The organism is Paenibacillus sp. JT22N1 (assembly GCF_059692155.1).
The window spans coordinates 89,030-101,195 of sequence record NZ_JCAUAW010000010.1 but is presented as its reverse complement, the minus strand read 5'-3'; the positions used below and the strand labels follow the sequence as shown (position 1 = coordinate 101,195).

Here is a 12,166-nt window from a genome sequence, read left to right as displayed (position 1 = left end):
GGACCATGGAATTAAGAGGCCGAACGGTTCTTATTACTGGCAGCGCCAAGGGCTTGGGCAAAATGACCGCGATTACCCTAGCAAGGCGGGGTTGTCAGGTAGCTGTCAATTATGTAAATAGTGAAAAAGAAGCTGCTGAGCTTGTCCTTCGATTGGAAGATCTAGGTGTTCGCAGCGTGGCCGTCCAAGGCGATGTCGCCAAACGCGAAGATATTATACGTATGGTGGAACAAACAACATCTGCGCTCGGTCCGATTGATATTCTCGTGAATAATGCCGGACCTTTCTTTAGAGAGCGGCGCTTTTTCGCTGATTATAACGTCGATGAGATTGAATATCTGATGCGCGGCAATTTGCTCGGCGTTATGGAGCTTGATCATCTGGTTCTGCCTATGATGAGGGAGAGACGCTGGGGACGAATTGTCCATTTTGGATTCGGAAAGGCGGCCGAAGCTAGGGGCTGGACGCATCGTGCCGTATACGCGGCGGCTAAGGTAGGTTTAGTTTCCTTCACGAAGACATTGGCCGAAGAAGAAGCGAGTCATGGGATTACCGTTAATATGATATGCCCTGGCGATATTCGAGGTAAGAACAAAGAACGGACGATGCAAGAAGCGCGTCTGGAGGTTGATGGGGAAACACCGGTAGGAAGACCCGGGACGGGCGAAGATGTAGCTAGAGTCATTGATTTCCTTTGTTTACCTGCATCCGATTTCATTACTGGGAATATTATGGATATTTCTGGAGGGCTCGATCCGATCCAGCCATTACCAGTGCTTAACCAGCGTAAAAACTAGTCCTTATCATATATGCAAAAAGAGCTTACCATAGAGGTAAGCTCTTTCTTATGATATAGTCGTAATTAGAATACCTGTACGACTTCTGTTATGCCTTCAACCTCTTCAACCAATGCGCGTTCAATACCAGCTTTCAACGTGATTGTTGAGCTTGGGCAACTGCCGCAGGCACCCATAAGTTTCAGCTTCACAATACCGTCTTCTACATCAACGAGATCTACGTCACCGCCATCGCGTTGTAGAAAAGGACGGAGTTTATCTAAAACCTCAAGGACTTCATCATAAATTACTTCTTTTGTTTTTTCAGTCATTTGATTCATCTCCTTTCTTCTATTATTATATTACAATAATGTTTAAATGAAAATGGTTTTCAACTTGAATATCAACATAAGGTGGAATTTATATAATGAGACCAATCATTGAGTTTTGTGCCAGTAATATGCACCATGGAACGGATAAAGTCATGAAAGCTTTGGAACAAAATCCTGACTTCGACGTCATGGAATACGGCTGTCTAGGCAATTGCGGACAGTGCTATATGGAACCTTATGCGCTTGTGAATGGCGAAATCATAGCAGCTGAAAGCGCCGATGCTCTCCACGAGCGCATTTTAGACCGTATTAAAGAAATAGAAGCAATGTACGAACTTCTTGGAGACTAATCTTACCCGAAGTGGCGTTTCGACTTCCAGAGTACACCGCTTTTGAGAACACGAGCGATTTTACCCGTCATTAACGTACGTTTACCCATGATGCCGAAGCCGGCCTTTTTACCCAGTGAACCCAGGGTACCTCTAAGTTTGATTTTACCAAGACGAGGTGTATCACCTTTCCAAATCGACAGCATGGCTTCGGCAATCTGCTTGCCTTGGGCTTGCGCTGCTTGCGCACTTGGAGAGAACGGCAGGGAAGCGCAGTCCCCTACGACGAACACTTCTTGATACTCTGGTATTTGATGATACTCGTTAAGCAGAATCCGGCCTTGGCGGTCTTTGGGCACGTTCAAAGCCTCTACGATTGGATTGGGCTGAATGCCAGCAGTCCAGATCGTAGCATCGGTTTTAATAATTTCATCCCCATTGTACAAATCTCCACCATCTAGGCGGACTAAGGATACTTGAGGACGGAGCTCAATATGATGTTCCGTCATCCATTCGCGGACGTACTGCTGCAGATTGCTCGGGAAAGCCGAAAGTAAGCTTGGACCACGATCAATCAATCGAATGTTCAAATCAGCCCGGCTTTCACGGAGCTCAGCTGCCATTTCAACACCGCTTAGACCTCCTCCAATAATGGAGACTTGTCCATATGGCGCAATGTCGTTAATGCGCTGGTAAGTGGCACGTGTCTGGCAAAGAGTCTGGATGCTGGAAGAGTACTCTTTAGCACCGACAATTCCGTGATAACTATCCACACAGCCCAGACCGATAACTAACCAATCGTACGATAGCGGTTCTTGGTCTTCAAAAAGAATTTGTTTGTTGTTCAAATCGACGCTAGAAACCTCACCGAATGTTAGAAGCAACCGTGGGTCATTCGGATAGGCAACACGAATATGTGTTTCAGCAATCGTACCTGAAGCCAGTGCATAATATTCAGTTTTTAATCCTTGAAAAGGGCTTCGGTCAATAAGTACTAATAGTGTATCTTCTGGTAAATCCTTCTCCAGCATGTTTAAGGCTATGGTCAAACCGCCATAACCTCCTCCGAGAATCACAAACTTTTTCATCCCATCCAATATCCCTTCTGAACAATATCTCTTCTCTAGTATGACTAATATACCCTGATTTCATTATAAAAGGTGTCACGTTCAACAGGAACGCGTCCTGCGCCTTTAATGAGATAAACGAGCTCATCACGTGTAAGACCTTCTGGTGATAATGCACCAGCAGCATGGGAAATCTTCTCTTTCACGATCGTACCATGTGCGTCCGAAGCACCGAAAGCGAAGGATAGCTGGGTCAATTTCGTACCAATGTTGATGAAATAAGCCTTAATATGTGGGAAATTATCTAGCATCAAACGACTAATCGCAATGGTTTTCAGTTCATCCCAAGCTGGTACCCGTTGCTTTAGGCCTGCATTTTTGCTTGCCGGTTGAATGGAATTAGGAATGAAAACTAAGAATCCGCCTGTTTCATCTTGAAGCTCACGCAACAGCATCATATGACGAATGCGTTCCTCTTTCGTTTCAATTGAGCCGTACAGCATTGTTGCGTGAGTTTTCATTCCGAGCAAATGAGCGTTACGATGCACGTCAATCCATTCCTCAGAGGACGCTTTTTCAACTTTCATTTTAGTCCGATAGCGCTCAGTTAGAATTTCGGCTCCTCCTCCTGGAAGAGTGGACAATCCTGCATCCATTAGCGTTTTGAGGACATCTCGGAAACTAAGACCACTGATACGGGAGAAAAATTCAATTTCAGCCGCCGTATGAGCTTTGATCGTAACGTCAGGGTAGGCTTGCTTTAGTTGACGGATACAATCCACGTAATATTCAAAAGGTAAATGCGGGTTATGCCCTTGGCTAATATGAAATTCTTTAATTTCTGGATTAAAATGTTCAGCTACATAATCTAACATTTGACTAGGTGTCAGTGTATAAGAGCCTTCTTCACCTTCGTCGCGGCGGAAATGACAAAAAGCACAATGCTCCTCGCACACATTCGTAAAGTACAAACTCATATTTTGGACAAAATAAACCTTGTTTCCGTTCATTCGTGTATTAACTTTGTTCGCTAATTGACCGATGGTTAGTAAATCGTCCGATTCATACAAAAATAGCCCATCTTCCATAGATAGACGTTGATTGTTCTCAACCTTGTCAGCAATTTCGGCCATCCGTTTGACCGGGTCTGTAGTCACAACACTCATCATTATTCCTCCTCTGAATAGTAAATAAAGTCCATACTGAATCGACGCATTCAGCTAGATAAGGACCAAATGCGTTAAACGGTGTGAGACGCTCGCGTACCTGTTCATCCAGTTCGGTTCAGGAATTCACACCTAATATAGGGATCTTTGGGCGTAGCTCAAAGTCTCTCTGCTCTGTGTATCTTTGAGCTTTGTTTCATCTATAACGTGCAATCCATCCATCCCATTATAAACCTACGTGTTGGGAGGGGCAATATCATTTAGATGGAGATAAATTGACAATATACAAAAATGGCATGATTTTTCCTACAATAATGGGAAATGTTATTCCCAATATTAACAAATTCCTGTATACTATTGCAATGTGATTACGTAGGGCTAAAGGTGATTATATCGTGATACCAGTATTCGTGACCGAACCGCAGGAACGATTAAATATAGAAATAGAACAGCTTAGAGGCCAAATGGTTTCCTTGGGTACGGCATACGGCTTCCTTCATCCAGAAGTACAGCAGTGCAGTCGAGAGCTCGACCAATTGCTGTTACAATATTATGCGATAAGACATAACCGTAAAGTTTATGGCTGAAATGGCTAAGAATGACTGCGCAGCTGCCCTTGAGCAATGCTTTGAATAGGAGTATACTTGATAGTAAGCATTACGAAAACTTAGTATAATGCCAGTTTTCCATAAGGAGAACTTTAGGGAGGGATTTCCGTTATGATTAACATTAGTGAATCAGCGTCAGATAAGATTAAAGAGCTTTTAACTTCTGAAGAATCACCGAACCTGTTCTTGCGTCTAGGTGTCAAAGCTGGAGGCTGCAGCGGTTTCTCTTACGGCATGGGCTTCGATGATGAGCAGAAGGATGACGATAAAGTATTTACCATTCATGGCCTCAAGGTCGTTGTGGACGAAGATAGCTCCAAATATTTATACGGTGTTGAAATTGACTACACAGACGCAGGCATGGGCGGCGGGTTCTCCATTAACAACCCGAACGCAGTAGCTTCCTGTGGATGCGGCTCTTCCTTCAAAGTGAAGGATGAAGAGGGCTTAGTCGAGAAGTGCGACGATAAAGTCGAAGCTTAATACGTGATTACACCTCCAAGCTTATGTGTTGATGTTAATACACAGAAGCTTGGAGGTTTTTTTATGTTAAAGAATAAAGAAGGAAGAGTGCCAAATGGTACAATAGGGATAAATAGGGAACTGGAGGAGTAAATCATGCAACTACGCGAATCAGGTATCATTTTATTTTGCGAAGATTACGAACGAGTCTTAAATTTTTACATGGAGAAGATTGGTCTTCCTATTCGTGAACAAAAAAGTAATTTAGCTGTACTTGATTTTGGTGGCAGTTATTTAATGATTGAGGATAACGGTACTGCATCAACAACACCAAAGACTAGAGCGCAAAATCCAACAGTGATAAGGTTCAACGTAAATGATTTTGAAGATACCATATTGGAGCTATTGAATCGCGGAGTGAATGTTGATGTACATTCATTTAATTGGGGGAAAATTGGCGTAATCATTGATCCAGAAGGAAACAGGATAGAGATCAAGGATTAGGTCTTATGCATGTAATTTCAAGTGATACAATATACATAAAAAGGAATTCCTACAATTGGTGAGAGGAGTTGAATCCTATAAGTGAATTGGAATTTTAATGTTTCAATCATCTCTACAATTGTTGTCATTTTCGTATTAATGTTGTTTTACAGAAATAGGGAAGAGGACGAAGGATATTTAGGGTTGAAATTAGTTGGATATTACATTTTAGGAACATTCAATTTAAAAATTGGTATTTTAATTCCTATTGGATTTATTATTTGGCTGCTGCTGTTTTATCCGAAGACGAACCGAACGATAAAGCGATATTCGGCTATATTTGGATTACTTATGATGTTGATTGGTTCTTGGATTCATTAGCTCCCCGAGTGCAGCATAGTTGCACTTGTGGGAGCCTTTTTTACATTATTTGCAAAAAAGAACCCTTTTAAGCATTGTGAATAGATTGAAAGGTTTAGTTTTACTAGTGATATAAGAAGGGGGTGTGTCGATGGCTACTAGACAGGAATTTATTGAGATGATTACACCTCTTGCAGTGAAGCTACGCTTAGAGAACTCAACGATCTATCCTTCAGTGAGAATTACTTTTTAGATCCCCACGTTATGGAAAAGAAAAAGGCCGCAAGTGTATAACGGGTTGTTTATCCCTAATACACCATGCGGCCTTTAATTTTAACATTATCACCATACTTGGCTTTCATGAGCTTACTTTGCTCTAGCATAAATGCGTAAATTTCTTTCAAACGGTTCTTACGAGGCTTAATCGTTTCTTTAATTTCACCATTTAGTACAATATCGTAGACGATCATATCTTTCGCTCCTTTGTTTTTGTCTTTCTATTATCATTGTAGGCTATGAATATTAAATGACGATTAAAATTTCTTTTCAATTGTGTGAACAAGCTTAAGGATTTGTTAAGTGAACGTAAAATATTTCCGTTATTTCGATCAATTTTTTTTATCGGCAGACTGACAGTTTATCGTGTGCATAACTTTATGCACAGTATCCCCTATAAATACAGTGCGTTTATGGGACATATTAACAATCTACCCACAGGATATGCACAGGTATCTGTGGATAACGGAACGCTTGTTCTAATTTTCCCCCCATGATAATATAATTACAAATTATAGAATAAAGGTGATTTCAGTGAGACAAATTAGTGACGAAACATTGATCGACTCTTATTACAAAGCATTGGATTTGAGATTGGAATCAGATTTTGTTGACCTGTTGCTCGCAGAAATACAGAGACGTAATTTAAAACTGCACGTCTACATCAAGGATGAAACCCCGCTAAACTAGAGAGTTTCATCATGAAGTTATTTGGATGGTAAAATTCTGGTGGCAGTCGGCACAGTTTACCAGATGAAGGCATTGATTATTCTGTGATGCTGGTGTCCCATCTGACATGGAGATATCATCAATCTCTCGATAAGGAGAGTAGGGGCCTAGATAGTCACTCCATTTCCCGCAATCATTCATCTGTTGTGAACAAACAGGACACTCGGTATTCAGCTCCTGTAGGCCGTTGCAAACTGGACATATATATGACAAAGGGGTATTCCTCCTAATCGGTAGATTAGGTTTAGAATACCCCATTTTATTTGAGAAGATTAAAATTTTAAGTTACTGCTGTGTCCTGGTGAAAGCTTGGCACTAGGGTCAATATAGACTTTAGCGTTATTAATGGCAGTAGGTGCTTCACCAAAGCCAACAGCAATCAGTTTCAATTTCCCAGGATAAGTTGTGATATCTCCGGCAGCGAAGATGCCTGGAATGTTTGTTTCCATTCTGGAGTCAACAACGATTGAGCCGTTTTCAATTTCAAGGCCCCATTCGGAGATCGGTCCAAGGGAAGAAACGAAGCCGAAGTTAATGATAACAGCGTCGACATCATGTACGGTTTCTTCGCCGGATTTGATATCTTTAAGCGTTACTTGCTCAATCCGGTCACTACCGTGAAGTTTAGTGATTTCCGTAGGAGTTACAACATTTACTTTGGAGTTCATCAAGTTTTCTACGCTGTGCTCATGTGCACGGAATTTATCTCTACGGTGGATAAGCGTGACTTTCTCCGCGATAGGCTCAAGCATTAAGGCCCAGTCAACAGCCGAATCGCCGCCACCGCTGATTAACACTTTTTGGCCAGCGAAAGCATTCAAATCGCTAACGAAGTAATGCAAATTTTTCTTCTCGAATTGCGCGGCTTCCGGTAATTCAAGACGACGCGGTTCGAATGCGCCAACTCCACCCGAAATAATAACGGCACGGCTGTAGTGTGTGCCTTTATCTGTTGTTATTTCGAAGAGACGCTCTTCTTTTTTGATAACTTGGTGTACTTTCTCTTCTAAGCAAGTGTTGATTTGAAAGTGTTTCATTTGAGCTAACAAGTTGTCCACTAATTCTTGTGCCGTTACTTTTGGGAACCCAGCTACATCATAAATGTATTTCTCCGGATATAAAGCTGCAAGCTGACCACCGAGCTGCGGCATACTTTCGATAATTTTTACTGATGCTTGGCGCATACCCGCATAGAAAGATGCGAACATTCCAGCAGGGCCTCCACCAATTACTATGATATCTACGATATCTTGATTTGTTTCTCTCTCGTTCATTCTTAGACTCCTCCGATTCAGTTCTTTTGATGTGGTAAATATTTGGTATTGCCATAATTCATTAATTCATTAATTCATTATTTCATTATAAACGTCTCTTCTATTGAAGGAAACAGAAAAGTGCGATTTCTTTATATAAATCGCTTATATATATGATAAATAATGCTTACACAGGATGGTAAGGCTAGAAGGGCCTGTACGCCTTATTTTAAAGCAAAATAGCACTTGATATTTACTTATGAAAATTATATTATATCATGAGAATCGGTTTACGCATGTTGTGACTAATTTCATCCTGTTTCATCATAATTCGCTGCGGCTGGGTGCAAACTAGAGGCAGTATACTACTTTTGAAGCCGTTTGTGTAATTTTTCACAAGATAGAGAAACCATAGGACTATAAATACGGATATGGAAGTGAGAGAGAAATGAGTAGAATACCAAGAATCGTTATTTTGGGAGCAGGCTATGGCGGGATCCTATCCGCAATTCGTTTGCAAAAAGAATTAAATTACAATGAAGCTGATGTAACACTTGTAAACAAGCATGACTACCATTACATTACTACCCATCTTCACATGCCTGCTGCAGGGACAGATAATCCTGAAAATGCACGCGTGAACATTTTGAAATTGATTGATGAATTTAAAGTTGATTTCGTGAAATCGACGGTTACACAAATCCGTCCGCATGAGAAAAAGGTTATTCTCGAAGATGGAACGCTTTCCTATGACTACCTGGTTATTGGTCTTGGTGGCGAAGCTGAAACTTTCGGTATTCCAGGTCTTAAAGAAAACGCATTGAACATTCGCAGTATCAACAGCGTTCGTTTCATTCGTGAACATATTGAGTATCAATTTGCGAAGTACAAGCGTGAGCCAGATCGCAAAGATTACCTGACATTCGTTATCGGTGGAGCAGGGTTTACTGGCATCGAGTTCATTGGTGAGCTTGCTGACCGTATTCCACAGCTTTGCAAAGAATTCGACGTGGATCCTTCCCTTGTGAAGATTTATAATATTGAAGCAGCTCCAACGGCACTGCCAGGGTTCGATCCTGAGCTTGTTGAGTATGCGATGAAAGTTTTGACTGACAAAGGCATTACTTTCAAAATCGGTACAGCCATTAAAGAATGTACACCTGAAGGTGTTCTGATCGCTGGAGATGAGTTCATCAAAGCTGCTACAGTTGTTTGGACAGGCGGTATCCGCGGTAACCATATGCTTGATGAAGCTGGCTTCGAAACGATGCGCGGCAGAATTAAAGTTGATGAGCACCTGCATGCACCTGGTTTCGATAACATCTATGTTGTTGGTGACTGTTCCATCGTGATGAACGATGAAGGCAGACCATACCCTCCAACAGCTCAAATCGCTATGCAGCAAGGTGAAGCTGTTGCACACAACCTGATTGCTTCCATTCGCGGTTCGCAAATGAAAACTTTCAAATATTCCAACAAAGGTACAGTTGCTTCCTTAGGTAAAGGTCAAGCCATTGGTATCGTTGGTTCCCGTAAGCTTAAAGGTAACGTTGCAGCCATGATGAAAAAAGTGGTTGATATGAGATACCTCTACATTATCGGCGGTATTCCACTTGTTATACGTAAGGGACGTTTCTAGTCATCATTAGTAGACGGGGGGATCGCCATGCGGCACTGCAGTGTCCAAGTAAGAGGACTTCTTACCCGGGATGAACTGGATCGTTACAATGCCTTGATCGAGGTCGGTCACTTTTTAGAGACTGAGAAACGTTATGATCATGTAGCCGTTGTGCAAAAGGAAATTGATATCCTCATTCTTCCTGCGATTGAACGCTTGAAGGAAAAAGGTCGCCAGCGTGACCGTGATACGGAAGTGTATCTGGCTCGTAAAGCGCAGATGGAAGCTGAATTAGAGGCTGCCCTGCGTGACGACGAGGATGAGGAATAATTCATTGATAAGAAAGCTTCGCTCTACATCGAGCAAGCTTTCTTTTTTTGCTTCATCCATCTCAATGGCTGTTTACCCTCTTCCAATAATGTGCACAATGTTGATTGTACAGGGATGCAAAAAGAGTGAAGGACACGTAGTCCTTCACTCTTGAGTTATCTCTTAAATTTGAATTAATTTAACAAATTTATCAGGTGTCAGCAGGTTACCGACGTAAAAGTCGCCGAACTCACCGAAACGTGCGCTCACTTCATCGAAACGCATTTCATAAACAAGCTTTTTGAAATGAAGAGGATCATCTGAGAACAGGGTTACGCCCCACTCCCAATCATCCAGTCCTACGGAACCTGTAATGATTTGTTTGACTTTACCCGCGTATGTGCGTCCAATCATGCCATGGCTGCGCATCATTGTTTTGCGATCTTCCGCAGGGAGCATGTACCAGTTGTCATTGCCATCGCGACGCTTATTCATCGGATAGAAGCAGATGTGCTTCGATTTAGGCAGGATAGGCTTCAAGCGGGCTTGAATTTCCGGATCTTCCGAAGGATCCACGCCTGGCTTAGCAAGATAACTGCTTAATTCTACAATGGATACGTAGGAATAGACCGGGATTGTAAAAGCGGCGAAGCTTGATTTATTAAACGTATTTTCCAATTCATTCAGTTCTTCAAGCGTTTCACGCATTTGCATGAATACAAAGTCGGCTTTCTGACCAACGATGCTATAAACGGCAGTACTGCCTAGTTTATCGTTCTCGAATTGCTGCCACTGGGACAGAAATGTATTCAACTCGTCCGTTGCGTGCTTACGCTCCTGCGGGGTTGCGGCATGCCATGCGTTCCAGTCGATCAGACGGAAATCATGGAGCGCATACCAGCCTTCCAGCGTTTGTACGGCTTCACTCATTGGTTTTCCTCCATTCAAGGGCTAATATCCCCTACATTGTATCCAATTCATGGGGAAAGGGCAAATGAACAAAGGGTGAAGAGGGAAATGTTCAATTTGTGTACACTTTACCTGTGACATTTCGTGGATTACAATTATAAGGAAGTCAAATAGATGAACGGCTTCTTACATTGTTAAGGGGGAACATACATTGTTACAAATGGTCATTGCCACTGTCTTAATGATAGTGTTATTTTTTGGGATCGGGTTTATTTTGAATATGCTAATGAAAACAACATGGTTTCCACTTTATGCTTTTATTGCTCTGGTTATCGGTGTTGTTATTTATGGTTCAATAGGAGAGGCGTCTTTTCTTTCCAGCGGAGAGAGCTTCACAATTGTTGATATTGTTCCGGCTATCGGTGGTTTAGTTGGCGCTATTTTAAGTGGATCGGCCATTAAAGCGCTGCGGATTAGAGGCTTCAAAATGTTTTAAGGTTCTCATAGAAATAGGCGGAACTGGTCATTCTAAGGTTGAGTTGCCTAAATTGACCTTTCGGAGGAGACTATTTTGCCTTTGGCCCATGTGAACGGAACCAATTTGAATTATGAGATTACGGGGACTGGTACCCCAATTGTCTTTATTCATCCACCTTTATTAACCTTACAGACTTTTGCTTATCAAAGAGAGCAGCTTTCGGACCATTTCCAAGTCATTACTTTTGATATAAGAGGTCATGGCGCGAGCAAATCGTCAGAACGTGCATTTAGTTATGCGCTTGTTGTTGAAGATATAAGGCAGTTGCTGGATTACCTGGGTATTGATAAAGTATTCCTGTGCGGTTATTCGACAGGTGGCGCGTTAGTGCTGGAAGCAATGCTTACGTACCCTAAACGTTTCCTTGGGGGAATCGTGGTTAGCGGGATGTCCGAATTAACAGATCTTTATAACAAAAGCAGGGTATGGCTCGCCGCGCGGATGGCCGGTTCTGGTCTCTTTATGAATGTGTTGAAAAAAGCGATCACCTTCGGGAATGCGGATAATGCTTCTACTTATCACGAATTGTACCAAAGCTCCGTTAGCGATGATGCAAAAAGTGTGAAGCCGTATTATGAACAGGCCCTTACCTACACCTGTTCGCGCCGTCTTCGGGGGATCCGGCATCCGATTCTATTGATTTATGGTCAAAAGGACCGCACATTTCATCGGTATGCAAACATACTCCATGAAGAGCTGCCGTATAGCTCCCTCTATTTCATAAAGGATGCTAAGCATCAAATTCCGATTAAAAACCCTTCAAAAATGAATGACTTGATCCGCCTCTGGGTGGACAGCCTGGAGGATATTCAGACACAGCGTGTACTGTTAGACTTAGCGATTGCAAAAAAGCTGAATCCAGACATGTATGGCGAGGACATCCAGGAAAGTCAGCTGCCACTTCATTAACCCAGCTGATAGATTGAAGAGCCTGTTGAGAAAACTCAACAG

The 12,166-nt window shown here is 42.2% G+C and carries 17 protein-coding genes; 11 read left to right on the top strand and 6 right to left on the bottom strand.

What is annotated here, in order from left to right:
- Nucleotides 1-5: 5 nt before the first annotated feature.
- On the top strand, nt 6-797 hold the full coding sequence (locus AC58UU_RS19635; protein ID WP_497318424.1) for an SDR family oxidoreductase: 792 nt from the start codon (nt 6-8) through the stop codon (nt 795-797).
- A gap of 65 nt (nt 798-862) precedes the next feature.
- Here the strand turns inward: AC58UU_RS19635 and AC58UU_RS19630 are convergent, their stop codons facing one another.
- Nucleotides 863-1,108 (bottom strand): NifU family protein, encoded by a 246-nt coding sequence (locus AC58UU_RS19630; protein WP_056829608.1) that lies wholly within the window; start codon nt 1,106-1,108, stop codon nt 863-865.
- A 95-nt stretch (nt 1,109-1,203) separates the two neighbouring features.
- Between AC58UU_RS19630 and AC58UU_RS19625 the strand changes: the two genes are divergently transcribed.
- On the top strand, nt 1,204-1,458 hold the full coding sequence (locus AC58UU_RS19625) for a YuzB family protein (protein WP_047681593.1): 255 nt from the start codon (nt 1,204-1,206) through the stop codon (nt 1,456-1,458).
- A gap of 2 nt (nt 1,459-1,460) precedes the next feature.
- On the opposite strand, the gene AC58UU_RS19620 is transcribed toward AC58UU_RS19625, so the two are convergent.
- Together AC58UU_RS19620 and mqnE are read right to left on the bottom strand one after the other, a co-directional pair.
- Nucleotides 1,461-2,525, bottom strand: a complete 1,065-nt coding sequence (locus AC58UU_RS19620) for an NAD(P)/FAD-dependent oxidoreductase (RefSeq protein ID WP_171641044.1) — start codon at nt 2,523-2,525, stop codon at nt 1,461-1,463.
- A gap of 44 nt (nt 2,526-2,569) precedes the next feature.
- The gene (gene mqnE / locus AC58UU_RS19615) at nt 2,570-3,673 is read right to left on the bottom strand and encodes an aminofutalosine synthase MqnE (protein WP_497318423.1); all 1,104 of its coding nucleotides are present in this window, start codon (nt 3,671-3,673) and stop codon (nt 2,570-2,572) included.
- Nucleotides 3,674-4,065: 392 nt separating this feature from the next.
- On the opposite strand from mqnE, the gene AC58UU_RS19610 reads away from it, so the two are divergent.
- The 4 genes from AC58UU_RS19610 (at nt 4,066) to AC58UU_RS19595 (ending at nt 5,604) form a co-directional block, all read left to right on the top strand.
- Nucleotides 4,066-4,257: a Spo0E family sporulation regulatory protein-aspartic acid phosphatase gene (locus AC58UU_RS19610; RefSeq protein ID WP_497318422.1), complete on the top strand. Its 192-nt coding sequence runs from the start codon at nt 4,066-4,068 to the stop codon at nt 4,255-4,257.
- 132 nt (nt 4,258-4,389) lie between these two features.
- Complete coding sequence (gene erpA, locus AC58UU_RS19605; RefSeq protein ID WP_497318421.1) at nt 4,390-4,761, top strand: iron-sulfur cluster insertion protein ErpA; 372 nt, start codon at nt 4,390-4,392, stop codon at nt 4,759-4,761.
- Between the two features lie 135 nt (nt 4,762-4,896).
- Nucleotides 4,897-5,244, top strand: a complete 348-nt coding sequence (locus AC58UU_RS19600) for a VOC family protein (RefSeq protein WP_497318420.1) — start codon at nt 4,897-4,899, stop codon at nt 5,242-5,244.
- Between the two features lie 81 nt (nt 5,245-5,325).
- Nucleotides 5,326-5,604, top strand: coding sequence for a hypothetical protein (locus AC58UU_RS19595; protein ID WP_497318419.1), 279 nt, complete (start codon nt 5,326-5,328; stop codon nt 5,602-5,604).
- 287 nt (nt 5,605-5,891) lie between these two features.
- Here AC58UU_RS19595 and AC58UU_RS19590 read toward each other — a convergent pair whose 3' ends face one another.
- Nucleotides 5,892-6,053, bottom strand: a complete 162-nt coding sequence (locus tag AC58UU_RS19590; protein WP_029194774.1) for a hypothetical protein — start codon at nt 6,051-6,053, stop codon at nt 5,892-5,894.
- Between the two features lie 331 nt (nt 6,054-6,384).
- Here AC58UU_RS19590 and sda point away from each other — a divergent pair, with 331 nt between their 5' ends.
- Nucleotides 6,385-6,549: a sporulation histidine kinase inhibitor Sda gene (sda, locus tag AC58UU_RS19585; protein WP_373460170.1), complete on the top strand. Its 165-nt coding sequence runs from the start codon at nt 6,385-6,387 to the stop codon at nt 6,547-6,549.
- A 311-nt stretch (nt 6,550-6,860) separates the two neighbouring features.
- On the opposite strand, the gene AC58UU_RS19580 is transcribed toward sda, so the two are convergent.
- Entirely contained in the window at nt 6,861-7,862 is a 1,002-nt protein-coding gene (locus tag AC58UU_RS19580) for an NAD(P)/FAD-dependent oxidoreductase (RefSeq protein WP_497318418.1), read from the bottom strand.
- Between the two features lie 427 nt (nt 7,863-8,289).
- Here AC58UU_RS19580 and AC58UU_RS19575 point away from each other — a divergent pair, with 427 nt between their 5' ends.
- Nucleotides 8,290-9,480 (top strand): NAD(P)/FAD-dependent oxidoreductase, encoded by a 1,191-nt coding sequence (locus AC58UU_RS19575; RefSeq protein ID WP_047681609.1) that lies wholly within the window; start codon nt 8,290-8,292, stop codon nt 9,478-9,480.
- A 27-nt stretch (nt 9,481-9,507) separates the two neighbouring features.
- The gene (locus AC58UU_RS19570; RefSeq protein ID WP_057307547.1) at nt 9,508-9,789 is read left to right on the top strand and encodes a hypothetical protein; all 282 of its coding nucleotides are present in this window, start codon (nt 9,508-9,510) and stop codon (nt 9,787-9,789) included.
- 162 nt (nt 9,790-9,951) lie between these two features.
- Here AC58UU_RS19570 and hemQ read toward each other — a convergent pair whose 3' ends face one another.
- Nucleotides 9,952-10,698 carry a hydrogen peroxide-dependent heme synthase gene (hemQ, locus tag AC58UU_RS19565; protein ID WP_497318417.1) on the bottom strand — a complete coding sequence of 249 codons (747 nt, stop codon included), beginning with the start codon at nt 10,696-10,698 and terminating at the stop codon, nt 9,952-9,954.
- Nucleotides 10,699-10,888: 190 nt separating this feature from the next.
- On the opposite strand from hemQ, the gene AC58UU_RS19560 reads away from it, so the two are divergent.
- Entirely contained in the window at nt 10,889-11,173 is a 285-nt protein-coding gene (locus AC58UU_RS19560; RefSeq protein ID WP_171641056.1) for a YuiB family protein, read from the top strand.
- Between the two features lie 90 nt (nt 11,174-11,263).
- Nucleotides 11,264-12,124 (top strand): alpha/beta fold hydrolase, encoded by an 861-nt coding sequence (locus AC58UU_RS19555; protein ID WP_497318599.1) that lies wholly within the window; start codon nt 11,264-11,266, stop codon nt 12,122-12,124.
- Nucleotides 12,125-12,166: the final 42 nt, after the last annotated feature.